The sequence below is a fragment of the Pseudomonadota bacterium genome (assembly GCA_036141575.1).
Taxonomy (GTDB): Bacteria; Pseudomonadota; Alphaproteobacteria; order UBA2136; family JAPKEQ01; genus JAPKEQ01.
Genome location: JAYZXF010000006.1, coordinates 25,925 through 48,220, shown reverse-complemented (window position 1 = coordinate 48,220; position 22,296 = coordinate 25,925). Strand labels below are relative to the sequence as shown.

23 protein-coding genes are annotated in these 22,296 nt (G+C 45.1%); 8 read left to right on the top strand and 15 right to left on the bottom strand.

From position 1 onward, the window contains the following. Nucleotide 1: 1 nt before the first annotated feature. Genes VX730_03300 through VX730_03255 form a run of 10 tightly spaced genes read right to left on the bottom strand, consistent with a single transcriptional unit; the run spans nucleotide 2 to nucleotide 9,673 of the window. Nucleotides 2-1,942 carry a SpoIIE family protein phosphatase gene (locus VX730_03300; protein MEC9291407.1) on the bottom strand — a complete coding sequence of 647 codons (1,941 nt, stop codon included), beginning with the start codon at nucleotides 1,940-1,942 and terminating at the stop codon, nucleotides 2-4. 9 nt (nucleotides 1,943-1,951) lie between these two features. Further along, nucleotides 1,952-2,263 (bottom strand): STAS domain-containing protein, encoded by a 312-nt coding sequence (locus tag VX730_03295; GenBank protein ID MEC9291406.1) that lies wholly within the window; start codon nucleotides 2,261-2,263, stop codon nucleotides 1,952-1,954. Between the two features lie 3 nt (nucleotides 2,264-2,266). Further along, the gene (locus VX730_03290; protein ID MEC9291405.1) at nucleotides 2,267-3,367 is read right to left on the bottom strand and encodes a chemotaxis response regulator protein-glutamate methylesterase; all 1,101 of its coding nucleotides are present in this window, start codon (nucleotides 3,365-3,367) and stop codon (nucleotides 2,267-2,269) included. A gap of 18 nt (nucleotides 3,368-3,385) precedes the next feature. Next, nucleotides 3,386-3,991 (bottom strand): chemoreceptor glutamine deamidase CheD, encoded by a 606-nt coding sequence (cheD, locus tag VX730_03285; GenBank protein ID MEC9291404.1) that lies wholly within the window; start codon nucleotides 3,989-3,991, stop codon nucleotides 3,386-3,388. Then, nucleotides 3,988-4,863 (bottom strand): protein-glutamate O-methyltransferase CheR, encoded by an 876-nt coding sequence (locus VX730_03280; protein ID MEC9291403.1) that lies wholly within the window; start codon nucleotides 4,861-4,863, stop codon nucleotides 3,988-3,990. The genes cheD and VX730_03280 overlap by 4 nt, the downstream gene beginning before the upstream one ends. 23 nt (nucleotides 4,864-4,886) lie before the next feature. Beyond that, nucleotides 4,887-5,396, bottom strand: coding sequence for a chemotaxis protein CheW (locus tag VX730_03275; protein ID MEC9291402.1), 510 nt, complete (start codon nucleotides 5,394-5,396; stop codon nucleotides 4,887-4,889). After that, the gene (locus VX730_03270; GenBank protein ID MEC9291401.1) at nucleotides 5,393-7,522 is read right to left on the bottom strand and encodes a chemotaxis protein CheA; all 2,130 of its coding nucleotides are present in this window, start codon (nucleotides 7,520-7,522) and stop codon (nucleotides 5,393-5,395) included. Before VX730_03270 ends, VX730_03275 begins: the two co-directional genes overlap by 4 nt. 40 nt (nucleotides 7,523-7,562) lie before the next feature. Continuing rightward, a complete protein-coding gene (locus VX730_03265; protein MEC9291400.1) occupies nucleotides 7,563-7,928 on the bottom strand; it encodes a response regulator in 366 nt (121 codons plus the stop codon). Nucleotides 7,929-7,955: 27 nt separating this feature from the next. Beyond that, nucleotides 7,956-9,386, bottom strand: coding sequence for a methyl-accepting chemotaxis protein (locus VX730_03260; GenBank protein MEC9291399.1), 1,431 nt, complete (start codon nucleotides 9,384-9,386; stop codon nucleotides 7,956-7,958). Continuing rightward, nucleotides 9,383-9,673, bottom strand: a complete 291-nt coding sequence (locus VX730_03255; protein ID MEC9291398.1) for an STAS domain-containing protein — start codon at nucleotides 9,671-9,673, stop codon at nucleotides 9,383-9,385. The genes VX730_03260 and VX730_03255 overlap by 4 nt, the downstream gene beginning before the upstream one ends. 240 nt (nucleotides 9,674-9,913) lie before the next feature. On the opposite strand from VX730_03255, the gene recA reads away from it, so the two are divergent. From recA to VX730_03240, 3 genes are all read left to right on the top strand, one after another. Further along, nucleotides 9,914-10,942, top strand: coding sequence for a recombinase RecA (recA, locus tag VX730_03250; GenBank protein ID MEC9291397.1), 1,029 nt, complete (start codon nucleotides 9,914-9,916; stop codon nucleotides 10,940-10,942). A gap of 173 nt (nucleotides 10,943-11,115) precedes the next feature. Further along, complete coding sequence (locus VX730_03245) at nucleotides 11,116-11,766, top strand: regulatory protein RecX (GenBank protein MEC9291396.1); 651 nt, start codon at nucleotides 11,116-11,118, stop codon at nucleotides 11,764-11,766. A gap of 251 nt (nucleotides 11,767-12,017) precedes the next feature. Continuing rightward, the gene (locus tag VX730_03240) at nucleotides 12,018-12,413 is read left to right on the top strand and encodes a hypothetical protein (protein ID MEC9291395.1); all 396 of its coding nucleotides are present in this window, start codon (nucleotides 12,018-12,020) and stop codon (nucleotides 12,411-12,413) included. 159 nt (nucleotides 12,414-12,572) lie between these two features. On the opposite strand, the gene VX730_03235 is transcribed toward VX730_03240, so the two are convergent. Further along, the gene (locus tag VX730_03235; GenBank protein ID MEC9291394.1) at nucleotides 12,573-12,893 is read right to left on the bottom strand and encodes a hypothetical protein; all 321 of its coding nucleotides are present in this window, start codon (nucleotides 12,891-12,893) and stop codon (nucleotides 12,573-12,575) included. 231 nt (nucleotides 12,894-13,124) lie between these two features. On the opposite strand from VX730_03235, the gene VX730_03230 reads away from it, so the two are divergent. Further along, entirely contained in the window at nucleotides 13,125-13,703 is a 579-nt protein-coding gene (locus VX730_03230) for an HNH endonuclease (protein ID MEC9291393.1), read from the top strand. A 118-nt stretch (nucleotides 13,704-13,821) separates the two neighbouring features. Here the strand turns inward: VX730_03230 and VX730_03225 are convergent, their stop codons facing one another. The 4 genes from VX730_03225 to VX730_03210 are packed head-to-tail and all read right to left on the bottom strand — an operon-like array spanning nucleotide 13,822 to nucleotide 17,167. Continuing rightward, on the bottom strand, nucleotides 13,822-14,394 hold the full coding sequence (locus VX730_03225) for a DUF1461 domain-containing protein (protein ID MEC9291392.1): 573 nt from the start codon (nucleotides 14,392-14,394) through the stop codon (nucleotides 13,822-13,824). Between the two features lie 11 nt (nucleotides 14,395-14,405). Continuing rightward, the gene (locus VX730_03220) at nucleotides 14,406-15,359 is read right to left on the bottom strand and encodes a calcium/sodium antiporter (GenBank protein ID MEC9291391.1); all 954 of its coding nucleotides are present in this window, start codon (nucleotides 15,357-15,359) and stop codon (nucleotides 14,406-14,408) included. After that, a complete protein-coding gene (locus VX730_03215; GenBank protein MEC9291390.1) occupies nucleotides 15,359-16,633 on the bottom strand; it encodes a CNNM domain-containing protein in 1,275 nt (424 codons plus the stop codon). Before VX730_03215 ends, VX730_03220 begins: the two co-directional genes overlap by 1 nt. Before the next feature lie 6 nt (nucleotides 16,634-16,639). After that, a complete protein-coding gene (locus VX730_03210) occupies nucleotides 16,640-17,167 on the bottom strand; it encodes a hypothetical protein (protein ID MEC9291389.1) in 528 nt (175 codons plus the stop codon). Nucleotides 17,168-17,285: 118 nt separating this feature from the next. Between VX730_03210 and VX730_03205 the strand changes: the two genes are divergently transcribed. The 4 genes from VX730_03205 (at nucleotide 17,286) to VX730_03190 (ending at nucleotide 22,090) form a co-directional block, all read left to right on the top strand. Continuing rightward, on the top strand, nucleotides 17,286-19,469 hold the full coding sequence (locus tag VX730_03205) for a hypothetical protein (protein MEC9291388.1): 2,184 nt from the start codon (nucleotides 17,286-17,288) through the stop codon (nucleotides 19,467-19,469). 8 nt (nucleotides 19,470-19,477) lie between these two features. Then, nucleotides 19,478-20,377: a tyrosine recombinase gene (locus tag VX730_03200; protein ID MEC9291387.1), complete on the top strand. Its 900-nt coding sequence runs from the start codon at nucleotides 19,478-19,480 to the stop codon at nucleotides 20,375-20,377. Nucleotides 20,378-20,454: 77 nt separating this feature from the next. Continuing rightward, a complete protein-coding gene (locus tag VX730_03195; protein ID MEC9291386.1) occupies nucleotides 20,455-21,402 on the top strand; it encodes an acetyl-CoA carboxylase carboxyltransferase subunit alpha in 948 nt (315 codons plus the stop codon). A gap of 100 nt (nucleotides 21,403-21,502) precedes the next feature. After that, on the top strand, nucleotides 21,503-22,090 hold the full coding sequence (locus tag VX730_03190) for an NUDIX domain-containing protein (GenBank protein MEC9291385.1): 588 nt from the start codon (nucleotides 21,503-21,505) through the stop codon (nucleotides 22,088-22,090). Nucleotides 22,091-22,296 lie beyond the last annotated feature (206 nt).

Below are 22,296 nucleotides of genomic sequence, written 5' to 3'. Positions count from 1 at the left end.
CTTACTTTTCAGGCTGCCATTCAATTGTCATCAGGCTTAAATCGTCGCGAAGCGGGAGATCAGCGCTACGGTAGAAGGCTTTTCTGATACCATGAAGCAGTGGTTGTTCTTCTGAAAGAATGCGTCCTGCTAGGCCTGTAATATAAGACTTATCCCACATGTTTTTACCGCGGTGCGTTGTTTCAACCAACGCGTCACTATAGAGCATGAGTGAATCACAGCTGTGTAGGGTGATGGTTTCCATCTCAAGGCCAAGATCTTTACTTGGGATAATACCAAGGGGAAGGCCGGCGGCTTTGAGTGGTTTTTGCAGAGCGCCTTTAGAGTCAAAGTGTAGCACTTCAGGTGCGCCGGCACTAATGTACTTAAAGTCACCGGTCTTGGTGTTTAAAACACCGTAGAAACATGTTGCAAACTGTTCAACAGCGAGTACGTTGAAGAGGTTATCATTCAAATCACTCATCAGTTTAACAGGGTCATGTGCAGAAGATTGAAGCTCTTTGAGAATTGCGTCTAACCAAATGGTATGGAGGGCGGCGCTTAGGCCGTGTCCTGTGAAGTCTGCCATGATGACAGCAAGGTGCTCATCATCAATTTCATAGGCAGAAATGTAGTCACCAGCCAGCTCATCACAAGAGATCATTGCCATTTCAATGTAGGTTTTATGCGTATCAATCATGCGTTTAATCTGCTGATCATCAGGCAGCAGAGACTTTTGGAAAAGACGTGCTTTTTGAAGCTCGTTACGAATATACTCAGAGTAAGAACGCATCATGCGACGTTGCAAACCGTTTTGAAGGTGTACAAGCGTACGCGCAAGAAACTCGTCGCGGTCAATGGGCTTGTTAATATAGTCAACGGCACCAAGGGTATAACCCTGTGCGCGGTTACCACTATCTGTAAGACCAGACAGGAACAGAACAGGAATATCTGCTGTAGCCTCTGCAATTTTAAGACGCTTACAAGCTTCAAAACCATCCATCTCAGGCATAATAATATCCATAAGGATAATGTCTGGTTGCTGGTTTACAGCCACCTTAACGGCCTCAATACCATTTTCAGCTGTAAAGATATGTTTGTAACCATCACGGATCAGAAACTCTTTCATCTGCGTGACGTTAATTTCTTGGTCATCTACCAGAAGAATTTTAGACGTATTTTTAATTTCTTCTGTTGAAATTGGACGCAGGTGTTTACTAATTTCAGGTCTGTTTAGAGCTGGGACAGCAAACTTAACGCGCCGACCACCTTGGTCAAATCCAAAGTGAATTGTACTGCGGAGCATGATATCAATCCCACGGCCAGAGCCTGCAGTAGAATCATCTTTTGCTTGTTTTTTAGAGTCCTTCATAACGCTTCGGTAATCAAAGCCTTCACCAAAGTCTTCAATACTTGTAGAGAGGAGTCCATCTTGCATATGAACGCGCACAATGACACGTGTGTTGGCATGCTCTTCCTCTTTCAGGAGAGATTCCACATGCTTATGGAACTGGATGAGGCCATCTGACTTTTGAGAAAACTCTTTCTTTTTCTCTGAAAGGCCAAGATTACCATGTTCAATGGCATTCATAACGCTTTCTTGCAAGGCAAGTTTAAACGTATGGGCATGTGCATGATCAAGGTATTCTTGTTGCTTAAGATAGAGCTCAATATGCTCTGGCAGGCCTGCTTTATGCAGCGATGCACTTGTGGCAATAATCGTTAGGATTGTGCCATCTTCAGGATCGGGAATCTCCTTAAGGTGATCAATCAAACCATTCAGATCATCTCCAATTAGGTAGATGTGGTAGAGCGGTGTGAAGAAGAGCTGATTCTTCTGGAGTTCCTTCGTCACGAGAATACTTTTCTCTGGTGCACCGAACCCTTCTGTCATATGTGTGTAGAAAGGTTTACGTTCAGCGCGTGGGACGCTTCTGTCAAAGTGAAGATGGTTTAAATCCATAGGTGTGGGTTACGCCTTTGTTTCGATATCAAATAGAGTGTCAAACTTTACAAGCTTAAGAACGTTCAGCGTGTGGCCGTCTTCAACATTTACAAGCTTCATTTTGCAATCAATTGTGCTGGCTTCTTGGCGTGCAAGCATCAGCATACCAAGGGCAGATGAGTCAATGTACTCAACCTTACCAAAGTCAATAATCAGGTGCTCTGGGCGCTTTGTAATAATGCTTTTAATCATATCTCTAAATGCTTTATGAGATTCAAAGTCAAAACTCTCATCTAGGATTACACTCGTTGTGTTATCACCGTTTTCAATAACATTCATGTCTTATTTTCCCTTCTTTTGAATATGATGTGGAATGTCTTTAAGTGGTAAAATATGTGAGGCTGCATCCATGTCTTTTGCAGCGCGAGGCATGCCGTAAACTGTGCTAGACGCTTCGTCTTGTGCGTACGTTGTGGCACCCATATCTTTTAATTCTTTCAAGCCTCGTGCGCCGTCATCACCCATGCCGGTGAGTACAACACCTACAGCACCTGTGCCGTACACTTCATGTACGGATCTGAATAGAACATCTACAGATGGTTTATGACGGTTAATACGTGGGCCTTCAATCACGTTACAACGCACGAGGCTACCAACGCCACGAACTGTGAGGTGATGTGTCGCAGGCGCAATATAAATATGGTTGTCTTCAACAGTCATACCGTTTTTAGCTTCAACTACGGTAAGATCAGTTTTTTTATTCAGGCTTTCTGCAAAGGCTTGGCTAAACCCTGCAGCAATATGCTGAACAACAAAAATAGGCGGGCAGGGTGCTTTAAGAGGTTCCACAAATGTTTTAAGTGCCTCTGTGCCGCCCGTTGAAGCACCAATGGCTATGCATGGACCCATCTCTCTACTTTTTCTTACAGGTGTCATGAAATCATCAATAAGAATGTTTTTTGTCATGCCTTCGTCATGAACAGGCTTATGAAGGGGCGGTTTGTTTTTAAGAGCAGGTCTCGGCGCATAGCCTTGTACGCGAGCGTGTGCAGCAGCCTCAACCATACGAATGATATCGTCTTGGTATTGTGCAATTTCAGCTGATTTTTGACTTGGCTTACCAAATACATCGATGGCACCAAGGGCAAGCGCTTTGAGTGCTGTGCGACTGCCTCTTTCCGTGAGGGTAGAGATCATCACCACAGGTGTTGGACGGAGTGCCATAATGCGTTTCAAGCATTCAATGCCATCCATTTCAGGCATTTCAACATCCAGCGTAATCACATCAGGTTGATGCTCTTTAATTTTTTGTAGTGCGTCGCGGCCATCTTCTGCTGTGGCAACCACTTTAACGCGACCTGATTTCTCAAGCATGCCTTTAATAAGCAGGCGAATACTGAGTGAATCATCAACGACGAGTGCTTTAATTTTATCTGTTGTCATATGTCCCCTATGAACCCATTAAAACAGTTCAATATCCCCATCAATTTTGTCTGTTGCGAGCGTTTGCTCGTACTCTTTTTCACGTTTAAGAATGGTATCGTTCTTAAGAACAGTCAGCTTTTTCAACATGACTTTCCCTGTACTTGGCTGGAAGTAAACTTTCCTAGAATAGGCGCCGCCAACATCATGTGCAGCAACACGGATGCCCTCTGTTTTAAGGTATTCGAGAGCAAAGTTTTCGTTACGTCGGCCCACGTTGAGCTGCGTTTCACCAAACATTTGGCCACCACCAAAAATTTTAGCTTCCATAAAGATTTTTGACGCACCCATTTTGAGCATTTCGTTAATGAGATACTCCATGGCAAAGTTACCGTAGCGAGAAGAGGCGCTGGCACCAGCCCATTCACCACCATCACTCTGTGGAAGCATAAAGTGGTTCATGCCGCCAATGCCTGTGCGGGTATCACGAATGCAGGCGCTAATGCATGACCCTAGTGTAGTCACGATCATCTCATCGCCGTTTGTAGCGTGGTATTCACCCGGTAGAATTTTGATGGCTTCTGCTTTGAGGTAGCTATCAAAATAGGTTTTGCAGGTGCTTTTATGGAAAGACGCTTCGCTCATGCACCCTTCCTCTTGTAAAGTGTTCTGCCGAGCAGTTCGTAGTCATCACTAATACCCATGAGGCTTTCACTGTGGCCAATCATCATCAGGCCTTCTGGCTGCAGCAGGTTTGAAAACTGTTTAAAGAGCTCAATCTTTGTTTCTTTGCCGAAGTAGATAATGACGTTACGGCAGAAGATGACATGTAGTTGGTCAAACGGCAAAGCGTAAGGTGCATGTAGAAGGTTGATGTTTCTAAAATCTACAAGACGTTTGAGTTCTGGCTTGATACGGTAGGCCTTTTTAAAGCCGCTACGCACAGAAATAGAAGGCTCTGCTTGCTCGTATTCTTCCATGTATTTTTTAAGAAGCTTATGCTTTTTAAAGTCTTCTTCTGACATTTCATATTCACCCTTTTTACAGTTTTCAACTGCATTGGTGTCAATGTCGCTTGCTACAATTTTAATATCAGCCATGGGGTGCTGCTCTTTATATTCAGCAACGGTCATGGCAATGCTCCATGGTTCTTCACCTGTAGATGAGGCGCTGGACCAAATACGCACACGGCCAAAGCGCTCAATAAGTCTTGGCAGGTGCTCTGTAAGATCTTTAAAGTGATGCTCTTCTCTAAAAAACGCTGTTACGTTAGTTGTCATAGCATTTACAACGTTTAAAAGCTCTTCGTTATCGCCCATGCCAATCTGTCTATCCAGCATCGTGCGGTACTCTTTGAATGAATCAATTTCTAGCGCACGTAAACGGCGCGCAAGGCGCGTGTACATGAGGGCTTTTTTATGATCAGGAAGCTGAATGCCTGTGAGCTTTGTAATATGGTCTCTTAGGAACTCAAAATCTTCTTGTGAAAGTTCAAACTCAGTATTTGGATTTTGCATGTTGGCTATACTCATTGAACCTCTTACGCATCTGTTAGTTTATCAAGTTGTACAAGCTCGCACGCCTGTAGCATTTCATCGATGTTCAGAATAATCGCCATGTTCTCTTCATCAATTGGCGCGAGACCTTGTAGGAAGCTGGCATCAATACCTGTACCAAAGTCTGGGGCAGGGCGGAGCTCTTCCATTGGAATGTTCACAACATCGCTCACGCCGTCAACCACCATACCAATGGTACGGTCAGAGACATTCACAACAATCACAACAGTTTGATGTGTGAACACCAGCTCATCCATATTAAAGCGACGGCGCATATCTAGAATAGGAACAATGGCTCCACGTAGGTTAACCACACCGCGAATAAAGTGCGGTGCGTTTGGAATATTTGTGACTTCTGTCCAACCACGAATTTCTTGTACTTTGAGGATATCGACGCCGTACATTTCGTTATTGAGTTCAAACGTCAAGAACTGGCCTTCACCAATAGACGAGTTCATAATGTCTTGTCCTGTTGTTGTGATCTCAGTGTTCATGAGAGCTCCTCCGTACTTGGGGTTGTTTCTTGTTGTGTCACTTTTGGTGCAGCGGCTTCTGGCACTTGGAAACGGCCATCACGCTTAGAAAGTTTAATCACGCCTGGCAAGTCAAGAATAAGAGCAACAGAACCATCACCAAGGATCGTGGCACCAGAAATACCTTCCACGCTTTGGTAGTTCTTTTCAATGCTCTTAATCACCACTTGGCGTTCACCAAGTAGATCATCGACCACAAGGGCAAGCTTTTCATTCTCAGCTTCAATAATGACGGCAATCGCTTGCGTTGGGTCTGGCTGATATTTATCTGTTGGCGTGTTCATAGCGCTACCTAAACGTAGGAGTGGTAGGTACTCACCACGGACGTTCAGAACTTCTGAATTGCCTTGAATTTGTTGAATCATATCTGCTGTTGGGCGAATGCTCTCCACAATAGAAAGCAGCGGCACCATGTAAATTTCCCCACCAACTTTTGTCGCCATGGCATCTACAATGGCAAGGGTGAGCGGCAGTGAAATAGAGAACGTACTGCCCTGACCAGGTGTGCTATCAATAAATACGCTTCCGCCAAGAGATTGGATGTTTTTGCGGACAACGTCCATACCTACACCCCGTCCACTTACGTCGGTCACGACTTCTGCCGTTGAGAAACCGCTTTCAAAGATCATGTTGTAAATGTCAGTATCGCTCATGCCATCTGCTGAGGTAATAACACCGTTTTCAATGGCTTTCGCTATGATTTTTTCTTTATCGAGACCTTTACCATCATCCGTAATGGTAATCATAACGCTGCCACCCTTATAAAAGGCGCGTAGTGTGACTGTGCCTTCTTCTGGCTTGCCTGCTGCGGCGCGTTCTGCTGGAAGCTCAATACCGTGATCCACACTGTTACGCACAAGGTGTGTAAGAGGATCACTGATTTTTTCAATCACTGTTTTATCAAGTTCTGTTTGGCCACTATCTGTAACAAGATTCACTTTCTTGTTTAGTTTGTTAGCGGTGTCACGCACCATGCGTGGAAAACGAGAGAACGCAAAATCAACAGGCATCATACGAATCGCCATAATGCTTTCTTGCAGATTGCGCGTATGCATAGACATATCTTGCAGAGCAGAGATCAGCTGCTGTTGCCTTGTGTCATTCTGTTCTTCATTGCCGGCGTGCTGCTCCACCATGGCGTTGGTTGTGACAAGCTCACCAACAAGGTTAATCAGGTTATCAACCTTATCAATGGCAACGCGGATAAATTGCTGTTCTTTGCCAGCAGGCGCTTGGCGACGATCTTGTTTTTTACGACGGTCTTCACCTTCACGGCGATCATCCATGGGTGTGGCAACTGGTTCGGCTTTTTCTTCTTTAACAGGCTCTTCAATCTGTACAACATTTTGCGCAGGCGCATCATGTTTTTTGACCTCGATATCTGCGTCGTCTTCAACAAACATAAAGACATCTTTAATATCTGATTCACTGGCATCTGTTGTCAGGATAATTTCCCACCACAGGTAAAGTTCTTCAGGGAAGAGTTTATCCACTGTTGGCACCGCTTCTGTATGAATAATCGTTTTCATAATACCAAGCGTTTTCAACTCACGTAGAATGTTAACAGGGTCAGAACCTGTGAGTGGAAGGTGTGGTTTGGGCTTAAATGTAATATGCCATTCACTATCAAGGAAGAGACCTGCAAGGCCGTCATCAAATGGGTCATCAGAATTGTCGTCTGAATCGTCATCATTTGCATCAGTCGCGGGGGATGCGTCTGAGTGTTCAAATTTTTGAAGCGTTGCAAGGCAATCTTTTGTATCTACCTCAGCGGTGTCACCACCAGCTTTGGCAATATCAACCATTTCTGAGATGATGTCACAACTTGCAAGAAGAGCTGTGACAAGATCAGCCGTCATATCAAGTTCGCCATCACGTGCCATTTGCAGCACGCTTTCCACAGTGTGAGTGAAGTCACTAATTGGCATAAAACCAAAGGTACCTGCACCCCCTTTAATAGAGTGAGCCGCTCTAAAGATAGCGTTCATATCGGCGCTATCACCACTTTCAAGAGCCAGAAGGCCTTGTTCGAGTTCTTCCAGGTTTTCCGTTGCTTCTTGAAGGAACGTATCCTGGAATTGGCTCATATCTATGTTCATAGGAATCTCAGCTTTTTATTTTTATAAATTAAGGAAGAACGCGCTCAATAACTTTAATGAGCTGCTCTGGGTTGAAAGGTTTAACAATCCAGCCTGTCGCGCCAGCGTTTTTACCTTCAGCCTTTTTGCTGTCATCACTTTCTGTTGTCAGCATGAGAATAGGTGTGAATTTATAGTCTGATTCTTGGCGTAGCGCTTTAATCAGTTCAATACCGTTCATATTGGGCATATTGAGGTCGGTAATAATAAGGTCAGCTTTTGTGCCCTTTGCTTTATTCAGACCATCTACGCCATCTTCAGCATCTACTACAGTGTAGCCTGCTTGCTTGAGCGTGAAGCCCACCATCTGGCGGATAGAAGCAGAATCATCTACAGCCAAAATTGTTTTACTCATAGGTTTTCCCCCTGTTTGTACTCTTGATTAAAAGAGATCGACGTTATCTCCAAGCGCATCTTCTGATGTTGTCTTGGATGGTTTTTGTTGTGTTTTTACTTCTTCCTCTTTCACTTCTGTTGAAGCTTCAGGTTCTGAAACGGTTTCTGCGGTAACTGCACGTTCTTCTTCTGGTTGCTCTGGTGTATTGCCAAAGAAGATGTCATCAAGCTCGTCAGAGCTTTCAGGCAGTGTCTGCACTTCAACAGGTGCTGGCTCTGGTTCTGCATCTTCGCCAAAAAGTTCAACTTCTGTTTCTGCGCAGTAATCGTGGGCTTCAATATGTGAAATATCTTCACCTGCAATGATGGCATCGTGTTTTTCACGCTCACTAAACATGGTGTACTTACTGCTGAATGACGCAAGGAACTCTTCATCAACATAAGACATATGCACAGGCCACTTTTCTTCAGCAACAATGGCTTGAAGTTCATTTGAAATGGTATGTAGAGGGAGCGCCACATGCTCAAGACGCTGTTTTGTACGATCTTGGAACTGTAGCTTTTGGACAATGCCAAAAATGTTTTGGGCCGTATTGTCAGAGTCTCTTGCCGCTTTATTAAGAAGCTTCATAAGTTCTTCTTTTTGCTCGGTCAGTGTTTTAATCACCAGCTCTGTCTTGTTCTTATGAACCAGCATGTGTGTCATATCTTTAGAGATCACTTCACGTGCACCTGTATGAGATTCTTTTAGGAGCTTTGTGATCTCAGACACTTCCATCTGAATGTTTTGGTTAAACTCAGCAGACTGCAGGGCAAGCTTACGGACTTCATCGGCAACGACCATAAAGCCTTTACCATGCTCACCGGCATGTGCGGCCTCAATCGTTGCGTTAAGAGCAAGAAGCTCTGTACGCTTAGAAATACTATCAATTTGTTCCATGAAGTTGTTAACTGTCTCAATGCGACCTGTCAGGTCAGAAATAGACTCAGCAATTTTAAGAGAGCTACTGCTAAACCAAACAATAGTCCCGCTCATTTCTTCAAGCATGTCGCGTACGTTGGCAACAAGCTCAAGAGCTGTTACGTTTTCGCCGCTAATCTCTACGTCAGAGCTTGCGAGGATTGCTTTTTCAATTAGAGTTGATTGCTCTTTGGTTTGTGTAGAAATATCCATGAACTCTTGGATAATACCGCCAATAGAGCTTTCGATATCTTCTGTAATATCTTTAATGTGCTCACTTAGGATCTGCAAACTTTTGGTATGTGTATTTCCAAACATATGGAGGTGAGATTTATCCTTCTCTTGAAGGAGGAAGTAGTAAGTAAGGCAGGCAGTTGCCAAGGCTGTAAAAATAAGAGCTGATGCAATAATAAGCGCACTTACAGGAATATCCATGCCAAGCGTATCTAGGAGGAAGTATCCTCCTACCAAGGCACAGATAAAGACAAGAATACTTGGGAAGAGATTACGGATCATGAGGCCTCCATCATATCTAGGCCGAGAATACTCATGCTTGTCTCAAACGCTTCTGTTGGGTTTTTAACCTCAAGATCGATGCTCTTTTCCTGACAAGAATTTTTGAGTGAAACAAAAAGCTGACAACCCAACGTATCAATGTGCTGAATTGTTTTTGCTGAAAGAGTGATTGGCTTGCCAAGAGAGACCGCTTCCTTAAGCAGTTCTGCAAGTTCTGTAACGATGTCTGCTGTCACGAGATCAGGTAACTCAACCGTTGTTTTTGTTTTTAGTGCTTTGAGCTTCATGCTTGTCCTATTCAAAAATCCCTAAAGTTAACTCCTCTTTATGGTAAGGGCTTTTAATCAAAAAACGACAGGAAAAAGGGGACTGGAATGGGCCTGACTCTGAAAAGCCCAGATAGGCTGTGCTTTTTTTGCCTTTTTTTCGTGCATTCGTCTGATGAATTCACCCTTTTCATAGACAGCTTAGAATCAAAAATGGTACTCTTTAGTCACTAATTTTTATACGAGAAGAGGAAAATAATAATGGACCGTAATCAGGCACTACAAGCAGCGATTTCACAGATCGAAAAGCAGTTCGGTAAGGGAAGCCTTATGAACCTAGCTGACGACTCTGTACAAAAAAACATTGAAGCGATCTCTACAGGCTCACTTGGCCTAGACATGGCAATGGGTATTGGCGGTTTCCCGAAAGGCCGTATCATTGAAATTTATGGCCCAGAATCTTCTGGTAAAACAACGCTCACTCTACACGCGATTGCAGAAGCGCAAAAAGCGGGTGGTACCTGTGCATTTATCGATGCTGAGCACGCGCTAGATGTTGGTTACGCTGAAAAGCTTGGCGTAAAAACAAAAGAACTTCTTGTGTCTCAGCCTGATAACGGTGAGCAAGCTCTTGAGATTGTAGATACGCTTGTGCGTTCTGGTGGGGTTGACCTTGTTGTGGTTGACTCTGTTGCTGCCCTAACACCACGTGCTGAAATTGAAGGTGAGATGGGTGATAGCCACATGGGTCTGCACGCACGCCTAATGAGCCAAGCCCTACGTAAGCTTGCAAGTAACATTTCTCGTACAAACTGCATGGTGATCTTCATTAACCAGATTCGCATGAAGATTGGTGTTATGTTTGGTAACCCTGAAACAACAACGGGTGGTAACGCGCTTAAGTTCTACGCGTCAGTACGCCTAGATATCCGTCGTACAGGTGCCATTAAAGATAAAGACGAAGTTATCGGTAACTCAACACGTGTTAAAGTTCTTAAGAACAAAGTCGCGCCTCCATTCCGTGAAGTTGAATTTGACATCATGTACGGTGAAGGTATCTCTAAGACAGGTGAAATCCTTGACCTTGGTGTGAAGCAGGGCGTTGTTGAAAAAGCCGGTGCTTGGTACAGCTACAACGGTGACCGTATTGGTCAGGGCCGTGAAAAGACAAAGACCTTCCTAACGGAGAACCCTGAAGTTGCTGCTAAAATTGAAGCGCAAATTCGCGGGACTGACCTGCCTGAAGGTACACCTGTGGATGGTGAAGAAGGCACTGAGCCAACTGCCTAAACACTCCTAGAGTGTGGCTGCAAATCCATTATTTTTGTGCTGCCGCTCCTCATGTACCTATAAGTACACTGCGGGGCGGTTCTCAAAATAAAGAATTTTCGCTCACATCTAGAAAGTTTATAAAATTTGAAAGGCCGCCCATGGGGCGGCTTTTTTGTGCTAAGATACGCCTCATGAAACAGTTGGATTTAGACAAGATTATTGTGTCTTTGGCGGATGTACCTGATACACCGGAAGAAAAGCAGAGAAAGCCTCGGGGGGGCAAGTATACGCGCAAATCATCCACTGAGTCTTGGGAAGACAAACCTAAGAAAGAGAAAAGGCAGCGCAAGCCTAAGCGTACTTGCACTGAAGCTGCCATTGATATTCTGGCTCGCCGTAATGTATCTGAATCCATGATGGTAGAAAAACTCACGGCTAAAAAGTATGACGAAAAAGAGATTGCTGCTACAATCGCCCGCCTCTATGAGATGGAATATTTGGATGATGAAAAGTACCTTAAGGGGCGCATCGAATACCGTCGTAATGTGTCTGGCTGGGGTTGGATGCGTATTGCACAAGAATTAAAGCAGCAAGGTTTGCCACGTGAACTTATTGAGCAGGCATCATATGACCTTGAAGAAGAAGAGCAGAGTGAAGATGACCGTGCTTTTGAGCTTTTAGAACGCTGGATGAGTCGTAAGACAGATGGCACTTTGCCTGATGAATACGCCGAAAAACAAAAAATTAAAGATAAAGGGCTACGCTTCCTGATTGGTCGTGGCTTTAGCTTTGAGTACGCTAAAAAGGCTTGGGAGCGCTACGAAGAACAGCTTTCAGAATGAAAATGTATACTTTTGTGTAAAAACCCCTTGCAAGTTCAGGAAAACTCGCTATATTCCCCTCTGCAAATGAATATACCGCTCCGCCCTTTTGGGGGAGCTTTCCTTTTTCTATCCACGCCTCATAAGGAGAATACATGATGGCTAATGAAACTGTGGCAACTTCCGCGACCGAAACCACTTTGACGTTTGCTGACCAGGCATCGTTGGTGCTCAGCAATATTGCCGAATTCGGTACGGGCTTGCTGCAAGCTGTGCAGGGAAACCCACTCTTCACGATCACAGCAGGCGCTGCGGCTGCTTGTGCGCTGGCATCGCGTTGGTCGCCGATACTTGCTGGCCTGCTGTTTGTTCCTCTGGGTACAGAAGCCGCGATGCAATATAGCAATAACTCGGCTTACCAGACCATTCAGGCTGCTGTTGAAGGCCTGCAAGCACAAAGCATGACACTTGACCAGCTTGTGCGGACGGATGACGTTCAAAGCTTGGCTTGGTCAGGTTTGGGCGCAATTGGTGCCTATTTGGTGATTTTTGCGCTGATGTCTGTGCTGCCGCGCCGGAAAAAAGCAACAGCCGCGCCTGCGCAGGTGGCGGAAACTGCTGCTCCTGAAGCACCTACTGCCGATGTAGCAGCACCCGCCGAAGGTTAACCCCTTTTTTAATCGATAGAGAGATCCCCTTTGCGTATGCGAAGGGGGTTTTTTCGTTTTATGATTTGAAGCGTTCTTTTAACTGTGTCAGAGCTTTCAGGTCGCGTACAACCATGTTATCAAAAAGCAAGCCCCCAAAGTGGGGGCTTGATCTATCGTTTATGCTGCAAAGGCTTCGGCGCCTGATTCAGCGATGGGTGTAAATTCTGCACACCATTGCTCTTCTTTGATGGCGGCACAAAGCTCAAGGAACAAGGCCTTCAAGGAAGGGTTTTCCAGTTCAATCAGCATGTTGCGAGGGCCTTGGATTTTGATTTGCCAGGCTTTGTCTCCTCGTTTGAGAGAAAAACTTTGCCCAGGCATGCTGCGTGCGCGGATTTGTAGGCAATCATTGTTGATGGCCATGGAGAAGCCTCGCCGCTTCTTTTTTAAGCTAACCCAAAGTAAATTAAGGGCATTTTTGAGTGAGTATGGAGCCATTGGTGGTGTCCTTGGATGTTGTGAATCTGCCACGCAGGGTGCGTGCAGAGAAAGAGATACAAGAGGTAAATAAGTGGAAATTGCACAAAAAATAGGCAATTTATGCTTACAATATTAATAGAGACATACATAAGATAGAAGAGAGATAAATACAAGATGCAAAAGAGAAAAATGCATCAAAAATGGCAAATAAGGAGACCTAGACTTCAACAACGATAAAGGACAGACGTCATGACAGCGGGATATAATAAACCTGTGTTGGTTCTAAATGCAGACTATCAACCTCTCAGCTGGTACCCTCTCTCGGTGGTAAGTTGGAAAGATGCTGTGAAAGCATTTTTCATGGGCAGAGCCCACATCGCAGCCAGCTACGACCTCACCTTACACTCTCCCTCTTTTGAGATGGATATGCCGAGTGTAATCGTACTTAACGAATACATAACGCCTCAACAACGCCCGGCCTTTAACCGGGTGAACTTGTATTTGAGGGATATGTTTGAGTGCCAATATTGCGGAAAAGAAGGTAATATTCCTGGGATTCGTAAAGGTGGTGCGCTGACTTTGGATCATGTGATTCCAAAGTGTGTAGGCGGTGGTAGAGGTTATAAAAACATGGTGGCCAGTTGCAGCCCTTGTAATACAAAGAAGGGTGGTCGTACACCTGAGCAAGCAGGGATGAAGCTGAATCGTAAACCACATCAGCCAACAGTAAGAGAGCTATGGAAGAACAGTCGTGAGATTGATCCGACAGGGCGCTTCCCAGAGCAGTGGGTGCCGTATCTAAATATTGAGGAACCTGAGGACGAATAAACTCGCTTATTTGAGGTATCTATTTTACTTGTGTTCTGCCTGAAGTAGGGCGGGACTACTCTGCGGCAGCTCAAATTAAAATATCTACTCTCAAAACGTGCTGCGCACTTAATCCTGTTTATAGAGGTTGTTTAGAGAGTTTCTTCTGTAGGAAAAATAGCCCTACTGAAATTAAAAGTAATAATCCAACTGTGGTGAGAACACCAGTTTGCATAAGTGAACGGCCATAAAGTTCAATCGTTAGGCTGCTGCTTGAAAAGCGCCAATTGCCAGCAGGGAAGGCAAGGGTGTGTAAAATCGCTGTAAGTTTCTTCCATCCCAGCACCATCCAAACCAGACCAACACAACTCACGAGCCCGCCTGTATAAAGAAGAGGGTGTTTGAGACTATGTTTAAGATGTTCTGGTTTGTAGAGAGCGATGCCAACAAGAACAACGCTTGTGCAAAGGAGAAGCATTTGCCCTTTCACAATAAGAGCGCGGACATCTGCAAAATGTTCAATTTCATGAGACTCAAACCCACGACTATTAACAAAGACATGGTGTAAAGTTTCAGCTTCAGAAAGCCCTTGCAAAACAGGCAAAACAGCAGGGTTAAGGTCAAGCAGATTAAAGTAAAATGCGCTGAGCGGAAGAAGAAACACCATCGTGGCGATGCTTAGGAATAAACAAAGGCCAGTCAGGTGTTTCATAAAGTATTCTCCTACAGGGCTAGGCTTGCAATGTAAGCAAAGTAAGCCACAAGAAGGCCTATTCCCCAAACGCGTGACGCATTTTTAGCAAATGCTTGCCAGAACAGCGGAATCAGCACAATGGCAAAGCCAGTCATAATAAAGCCATCAGTCATAGTACCTTCTACCAGTGGAATGGTGCCAAACAGACCTGCCACACCAAGTACGCCCAGTAGGTTAAAGACGTTAGAGCCCATAATGTTACCGAATGTGAGAGCACTACGGCCACGTTTGGCAGCACTAATGGCGGCGGCAAGCTCAGGAAGGCTTGTGCCAATGGCCATGAGTGTCAGACCAATAATACGTTCAGGAACCTCAAAGAAGTGTGCAATATCAACTGCGCCACGTACCAAAAGTTCTGCACCTGCAAAGAGACCAAGTAGACCAAGCGCAACCATAAGGCCTGCGCGCTTCATGTTTGTATCTTCGTGAGACTCAGCACTTTCTTCGAGAGCGGCGTCAAAGTTCTTTTTACCAGCCATTAGAGCAAGTGCAAGGTAAGCAAAGAGTACTGCAACCATAAGGCCTGCAAGCACAAGGTTAATGCTATCAAAGACAAACAGAGCGCCAAGGAAGAGGAAGGTCACAATCATCATGGAGATATATTCACGCTCTTGACCTGCCGCACGTTTAAATGTACCCGCGACAAGCAAAGTTAGACCAAGAATAAGGCCTACGTTAGCAATGTTACTTCCCATTGCATTACCAACAGCAAGAGTTGGGCTGCCGAGTCTCATGGCAGACAGCGAAGAGAGGAGTTCTGGTAAGCTTGTGCCAAAGCCAATAATCGCGACGCCAATAAAGACATCTGAGAGTTTAAATTTATGGGCAATGCTTACGGCGCCATCAACAAGATAATCACCTGCTTTCATAAGGATAACGAGCCCTGCAAGAAACATCAGGGCTGGCAAAATCAGTACGGTCATTATTCGTCAGCTTCTTTCGGATTTACTTTGGCAAGCATTCTAACAATTGCTTGGCGTTTTTTAGCCATGATGCGGAAGGTCATGCCGTAGGCCGTTACTTCTTCACCAACGTTTGGAATACGTCCGAGCTCTTCTATCACAAGACCGGCGAGAGTAACAGCATCATCTGCTGGAAGTTCCCAGTCTAGCTCACGGTTGGCATCACGTACGGTAAGTGTACCTGAAACCACAAAGCTACCGTCGCTTTGGGCTTTATAAAGGTTTTCGTGAGTATCGAATTCATCAACAATATCTCCAACGATTTCCTCAAGAATATCTTCAAGTGTTACAAGACCTTGCAAATCACCATATTCATCAACAACAAGCGCAAGGTGCGTGCGTAGGCGTTTGAACTCAAGCAGTTGATCATCAATTGAAGCTGTCATTGGTACAAAGTAAGGCTTTTTCATGACAGAGTTGGGGTCAAATGGCGTGCCATTCTTTTGTGCCGTATGTAACGCATTATAAAATTCACGTACATGAATGACACCAATAATGTTATCTTCATCATCTAGATATACAGGTAATCGGCTGTAATCTGTTTCAGCAAAGGCATCAATAAGTTCTTCGGTTGTGCACGTTGCACTAATTGCATCAATGCTTGAACGGTGAATCATGACGTCTTCAACCACCATATCATCAAGGTCAAGGATGCTATCCAGCATGCGTTGCTCGCCGTCATCAAGGACACCATGTTCAAGGCCCATACCAATGGCGCCGCGTACATCACGTTCATCAAATGAATCACCGTCACCTTTAAATCCTAGTGCGCGGATAATGCTAAAGTTAATGCCTTGTAAAACAAGAGTCATTGGTCGGAGAGTTTTTACAATAAACAACATGGGAATGCTGACCAACATACCAAAGGTTTCTGCTTTTCTGCTGGCAATAGATTTCGGCAAGATCTCTGCAAAAATAAGAACTACGACAGTCATAATCATCGTTGCAAACGCAATCCCTGCATCGCCGTATAAATCTAGAGCAAGTTTAGTTGCAAGAGAGGCAGACAGAATATTTACAAGGTTGTTACCGAGTAGAATTGTTGAAAGAAGAACATCTGGGTTTTCTGTCAGTTGAATGACGCGCTTGGCAGCTTTGTTGCCGTCTTTTTCTAGAGCGTGCAGCTTTGCTTTAGAAGCTGACATGAGCGCAGTTTCACTACCACTAAAGAATCCTGAGCAGGCAATCAGTCCTGCAATTGTGGCAAAGGTCATCGTGACATTGGGGTCGCTCATGGCGTTTTAGTTCTCCTCAGTAAATTGAATCTGCGTTTTCGCAGGGGGTGTTTTATAGATATTCCGATCGTAGACGTGGTCCATTGATGGTGGGATAAGATTTCTGGCATCAAGCCACTCAAGCGCTTTTTCTTTAATGCGCTCACGGAGCCAGCCGCCAGTATGTTCCTGCTCAAAAAGAGCGGGGAAGTCTGCAATATGAGTAGAGGTGTCAATCTGTGTCAGCACAGCTTGCCTGTCTTCCTCTGTGAGTCTCTGTAACATGACATGAGATGTAAGCTCAGTTTTTAAACTTTCAAGGGGTAGGGGCGTAATTTCAAAAATGTGGCCATCTTTGTCGCCTTCTTTAACAGAAGCATGTGTGCCTGTATCTTGTAAAAGCTCTTTTTCTTCAGTGTCTAATAGGAATCTTCCAGCAAAAGATGCGTCTCCTGCACTGCAAAGCGCGTGGATAATATCGTCCACGTCAAATTTATGATCATACAGGTGGGTATGGCTGAAAGTCGAAATATCTAAATTGGGGTCTATGTCCATCGTTTTTTCTTTTTAGCAAAACACCTTTGTTTTTGCAATTAAAATGTTGTCTTTTCCGTTGCTGGAGTAGAAGAATATGATACATTATCTCTCGCGAGAAGAACAAAAGGAAAAATACATGGCTATTCTTCGTTGGATTGTGATGTTTATGGTTGGCATTATGGTGCTGACATATTTGTTTGGTCAGGAAGATCCAAACTTCCCAAGACCACAGCAGGTTCAGGAGGAAGCTCCTAAGAAAAAATCACTCATTGGCAGCATCTTTAAATCATTCACAGGTGAGGATGTTTTAGCACCTCCTCCATCTGGGAATGAGCTGCTGATTGATGAGAATGCACTTGCAAGCGATGAAGCACTTTTAAACGGTACACCTGCCGTACGTGCAGCGACTCAGCAAATTCCTTCTCCGGCACCAACAAAAGTTGAAACGCCTAAAAATATGCCTCAACCACAAGCTGGCTCTAAAAGCTTTGCCATTGGGGACCTAAAACGTGTCCCTAAAATGAGTGGCGGCACAACGCCAGAGCAAGCGCAACTGCAAGGCAGTGCAGCTGCAGCAGCCCCTGCTGAACTGAGTGATGATATGCTTGAGAATGTTCTCCGTGAAATGCAAGCCGAAGGCCTTGAAGCGCAGGAACGTGCAGCAGAGCGTGTACCTGCAGAGCCAAAAGGCATGCAACGCCCAATGCCAGAGGTGGCGCCTGAGCCATACAAACCACAACCGATTCAACGCCCTGTGCTTGCCGAGACAGATGAAACAGGTCTTCCTGTAAATCTGTGGCAAAATACAGATTCTTCAACAATCCTTTCTCTTCTAAATAAAATTGAACCAACGCCATACAGCGCGCCAATGGTGGTCGATATTATGGAGCGCCTCATGCTGAGCGATGTGCCAGCACCAGAAGGTCTTGCACCATCAGGTATGAATGAAAAGCGCTGGAAAGTTGTTCGTGCCAACACACTGATTCAGCAAGGCCTTGCCGGCGCAGCCACAACACTTGTTGAGCGTATGGCTAGCCCTGAGAGTGTGCCTGTAGATGCAGGTGTACCTGAGCTTTGGGTGCAAACACGCCTCCTTAAAGGAGATACTTCAGTCTGTACATACGTGCAGGAGATGATTCCAAACGTGGATACGATTTTCTGGAAACATGCCCTTTGGACATGCCAAGCGATGAAAGGTGATAAAGCGGGTCTAAAGCTGAGCCTGAATATTTCTAAAAAGGTGAAAGATGCAAGCGATGTGATGACACTGCTTGATGATTACCTGAGCGCAGAAGAAGGCGATAACTTTATCCTGCTTGATAGTGGTCGCCGTTGGAGCCCTCTGAGCCAAGCTCTGCTTGCGCATTACCCTGAGCGTCTGACAGAAAACCACATGGACCAACTAAGCGATGTCTCTCTGCGTACTATCGCAACCAATACACGTGCGCCAATGGAGACACGTTTGTACAGTGTGGAGCGTCTTGTAAACAGCTACGGTAAAACAGCAGATGGCCTGCTTCTTCTTCAGCTTTATGAAGCTCAACAGTTTGATAAAGAGCTTATGAAACATGCGTTGCAACGCGTGGGGGATGATGTTACAGGCAGCCGTGCGCGTGCTCTTCTCTGGCAGGCGGCTGAAAAAGAACGCCTGAGTAGTGAGCGTGCTCTGATCTTGAAAAAGCTTTGGGGTGAAGCGGATAAAGACGGCCTTGATAAGCTTTCTGTGGTTCTTAGCCCAGATAAGCGTCGCATTCAACCAGATGTAAAACTCGCTTGGTTTGCGCCACATGTGATCCAATCTAGCCTAAACAGCGGTAACGTTGCGCTGGCGCGTCAGTGGATGACAGTTCTAAAAGGCAATGAAACTCTCTCTCAAAGTATTAAGAAGCAGCGCGCAGACGTAAACGTACTGTTTGAAGTTATGGACGGTAAACTCACTGCGGGGTCTGCAACAGAGTGGACACTCTCTCAGCCTGCGGCTCGTAACGATGACGTTGTGCGCCTTCTCACTTTGCTTGAAGCACTTGGTGTGGCTGTTGATGAGTCTGTATGGCTGCGTTTTGACGACACGCTTTCAAGTGAAATGCACACAGAAGAAACAGGTGCCCTATGGCTGCGTCTACTGGGTTCTAGCCTAAACAGTGGTCGTACTGGTGAATCAATGCTGCGTGCATTGGTACCACTCAGCAAGCGCTCACCTGACCAGCTCGGTACAAACACACTTGCGAACGTAACGTCTGCATTCCGCCTGATGGGTATGCAAGAAGAGGCGCGCAAACTGTTTGTGAGTGCGGCAGTTGCAGAAATGAAAATCCAGTAATTTCATATATGAAACAACAACCCTCGCCAGAACTTGCAGGATTTTTAAATCATCTGTTATCTGTGCGAGGGCTTTCTATGAATACCCATAATAGCTACAAGCTTGACCTTCTTGCAGTGGAGCGTGTGCTTGAAAAATCTTTGGTATCTCTTTCAGCAGATGACGTGAAGGGGTATCTAGAAACGTTCCAAGATAAACACCCTCATACACAGGCTCGCCATCTCAGTGCTATGCGCCAATTTTTTGTGTATTTGATTCAACAAAACTTACGCAATGATGATCCAACAGAGGGCATTGCTTTTCCTAAACGTAAAAAGAGCCTGCCAAAAGCTTTAAGCAAGGAGCAAGTCCGTAAAGTGCTGGATCAATTTGATACAACGGACGAGCGCGGCCAACGTGATTATACGCTTCTCTATTTAATGTACTCCATGGGACTTCGGGTAAGTGAGCTCATAGGCCTTAAGGTGAGCGACATTGATGCGGGCGAACATCTTTATATTCAAATTCAAGGTAAGGGCGGTAAGGTTCGGCTTGTGCCACTGGGGGACATGGCGGGTGCTGTTGTGGTTGGTTACATGCAGGGCGCGCGTCGGACCATGTTAGGGCAGCAGCAATCTGTTTACTTATTTCCTTCACCGAAGGATGTGCGTAAGCCATTGACAAGGCAGAGAGTTCAGCAAATTTGTAAACAAATTGGATACGATTTAGACATTGCGATTTCGCCGCACGTTTTGCGCCATAGTTTTGCAACTCACATGCTTCAAAATGAGGCAGACTTGCGTAGTGTTCAGATTTTATTGGGGCATGCCAGCTTGTCGACGACGCAAATTTATACAGATGTCGTGAGAGATCGTTTACGCACTGTTTTGGAGTCATCTCATCCTATTGCCAATATGAAGGCCATCTAAAACGCAATAATTTTACAAATCAGACGTTTTGGTTTATAACTCAAATTTCCACTAACTGAAAGGCAAAGACACATCCCATGATGTTTCTAGAGTTCGAGCGTCCGATTGAAGATATCCATATTAAAATGGATGAACTTCGTGCAGCCAAAGAGCAAGGTGTGGAGCACCCTGCTGTTAAGGATGTAGATGGTGAAATTGAGCGCCTTCAGTTGAAGGAAAAAACAATTCTTAGACGTCTGTACCGTAACCTTACGCCGTGGCAGCGTGTACAAGTGGCGCGCCACCAAGCACGTCCTCAGCCTGCAGACTATGTAAAATTGATGATTGAAGACTTTACACCACTTGCAGGGGACCGTCGCTTTGCAGACGATAAAACCATGCTTGCAGGTATTGGTAAGTTTAATGGCCAGAGTGTTGCTATTCTTGGCACACAAAAGGGGCATAAAACAGCTGAGCGTGTGAAGTTTAACTTTGGTATGCCAAAGCCTGAAGGTTACCGTAAGGCTGAACGTATCATGAAAATGGCAGATAAATTTAACCTGCCTCTCATTACCTTTGTCGATACACCAGGGGCTTTCCCGGGGATTGACGCCGAAGCACGCGGCCAAAGTGAAGCTATTGCGAGCTGCATTGAAACACTTCTAAACCTCAACACACCTGTTGTGAGTGTGATTACGGGTGAAGGCGGAAGTGGTGGTGCTCTTGCTATTGCTGTAGCAGATAAAGTGCTTATGCTTGAAAACAGCACGTACTCAGTGATCTCTCCAGAAGGTTGCGCTTCTATTTTGTGGCGTGATGCTAAAGAAGCAAGTGAAGCTGCTGGTGCCATGAAGATGACTGCTGACGAACTTCTTAAGCTGAATGTTGTTGATGAAATTATTAAAGAGCCAGTAGGTGGCGCGCATCGTGATGAAGACCTCACTATTAAGCGTGTTTCTAAATCTATTACAGATCACCTGAAAGATCTTAAAGGCGATAAGAAGTCGAGACGTCAGCGTTTCCTTGCTCTAGACGGCGTATACTAATTGACCTTTTGCAGGAACTTCGTTAAAAGTACGTTTCTGTTTTGATCTTTGTTCGCTTTTCTTGCACAATACTCTCTCACGAACTCTTAAAGGAGATGTCATGACTTTTGACCTGAAGAAGAAGCTTGCTGCTTTTACCCCTTATAACGACTTTGAAGCTGCTTTTGTTGAGCAGATGGAACAGTTTCTAAATACGTCTGATAACCCGTACTGCCGCTCAAACCTGCTGGGCCACATTTGTGGTGATGCTTGGATTGTAAACCCTGAACGTACAAAAATTTTGATGCTTCAGCACGGTGATGATGGCCTTTGGGTTGGTCCTGGTGGACACTGTGATGGCAGCCCTGATGCTTACGAAGCCACGGTACGTGAGGTTGAAGAAGAGACTGGGATTCCTGAGTCTGAGCTGAAACCTGTACATGGTATGGAGCTGTTTGATGTTGGCGGTATGCACAAGCCAACTCAAGTGAAGCACGGCAAGCTTGAACCTGAGCATATTCACTTGAATGCGTGCTTCTTGTTTGAAGTGAGTGAGAGTGTTCCTCTGCAAATTAGCCATGAAAGCATGGACATGAAATGGGTGACACTTGAAGAGGCTGCTAAACTTGACGTTTTGCTTTGCCACCAGCTGCGCATTGAGAAAATGCAGAAGGGTTGGCGCATGCATGCGGATAGGAACGCAGCCTAACAGCGCCTATTTATCAAGGTAACCTGCTTAAGTACCCTTTAGTACTCTACGCATCTTACCCTGCAAAATATGCATCTGTTATTCATGCGCTCATGTAGTATGTCATAATCGAAATTCAAAAGGGCGACTTCGGTCGCCCTTTTGGCACTCGTGCCATATTTTGTTTTGGTATATAATGGTGCAAAGCTACGTAAGCATACCCAAAC

Bases quoted from the DNA above. Each gene is read 5' to 3' on its own strand.
- VX730_03300 (MEC9291407.1), bottom strand. From the start codon at position 1,942: ATGGATTTAAACCATCTTCACTTTGACAGAAGCGTCCCACGCGCTGAA.
- VX730_03295 (MEC9291406.1), bottom strand. From the start codon at position 2,263: ATGAATGTTATTGAAAACGGTGATAACACAACGAGTGTAATCCTAGAT.
- VX730_03290 (MEC9291405.1), bottom strand. From the start codon at position 3,367: ATGACAACAGATAAAATTAAAGCACTCGTCGTTGATGATTCACTCAGT.
- cheD (MEC9291404.1), bottom strand. From the start codon at position 3,991: ATGAGCGAAGCGTCTTTCCATAAAAGCACCTGCAAAACCTATTTTGAT.
- VX730_03280 (MEC9291403.1), bottom strand. From the start codon at position 4,863: ATGCAAAATCCAAATACTGAGTTTGAACTTTCACAAGAAGATTTTGAG.
- VX730_03275 (MEC9291402.1), bottom strand. From the start codon at position 5,396: ATGAACACTGAGATCACAACAACAGGACAAGACATTATGAACTCGTCT.
- VX730_03270 (MEC9291401.1), bottom strand. From the start codon at position 7,522: ATGAGCCAATTCCAGGATACGTTCCTTCAAGAAGCAACGGAAAACCTG.
- VX730_03265 (MEC9291400.1), bottom strand. From the start codon at position 7,928: ATGAGTAAAACAATTTTGGCTGTAGATGATTCTGCTTCTATCCGCCAG.
- VX730_03260 (MEC9291399.1), bottom strand. From the start codon at position 9,386: ATGATCCGTAATCTCTTCCCAAGTATTCTTGTCTTTATCTGTGCCTTG.
- VX730_03255 (MEC9291398.1), bottom strand. From the start codon at position 9,673: ATGAAGCTCAAAGCACTAAAAACAAAAACAACGGTTGAGTTACCTGAT.
- recA (MEC9291397.1), top strand. From the start codon at position 9,914: ATGGACCGTAATCAGGCACTACAAGCAGCGATTTCACAGATCGAAAAG.
- VX730_03245 (MEC9291396.1), top strand. From the start codon at position 11,116: ATGAAACAGTTGGATTTAGACAAGATTATTGTGTCTTTGGCGGATGTA.
- VX730_03235 (MEC9291394.1), bottom strand. From the start codon at position 12,893: ATGGCTCCATACTCACTCAAAAATGCCCTTAATTTACTTTGGGTTAGC.
- VX730_03230 (MEC9291393.1), top strand. From the start codon at position 13,125: ATGACAGCGGGATATAATAAACCTGTGTTGGTTCTAAATGCAGACTAT.
- VX730_03225 (MEC9291392.1), bottom strand. From the start codon at position 14,394: ATGAAACACCTGACTGGCCTTTGTTTATTCCTAAGCATCGCCACGATG.
- VX730_03220 (MEC9291391.1), bottom strand. From the start codon at position 15,359: ATGACCGTACTGATTTTGCCAGCCCTGATGTTTCTTGCAGGGCTCGTT.
- VX730_03215 (MEC9291390.1), bottom strand. From the start codon at position 16,633: ATGAGCGACCCCAATGTCACGATGACCTTTGCCACAATTGCAGGACTG.
- VX730_03210 (MEC9291389.1), bottom strand. From the start codon at position 17,167: ATGGACATAGACCCCAATTTAGATATTTCGACTTTCAGCCATACCCAC.
- VX730_03205 (MEC9291388.1), top strand. From the start codon at position 17,286: ATGGCTATTCTTCGTTGGATTGTGATGTTTATGGTTGGCATTATGGTG.
- VX730_03200 (MEC9291387.1), top strand. From the start codon at position 19,478: ATGAAACAACAACCCTCGCCAGAACTTGCAGGATTTTTAAATCATCTG.
- VX730_03195 (MEC9291386.1), top strand. From the start codon at position 20,455: ATGATGTTTCTAGAGTTCGAGCGTCCGATTGAAGATATCCATATTAAA.
- VX730_03190 (MEC9291385.1), top strand. From the start codon at position 21,503: ATGACTTTTGACCTGAAGAAGAAGCTTGCTGCTTTTACCCCTTATAAC.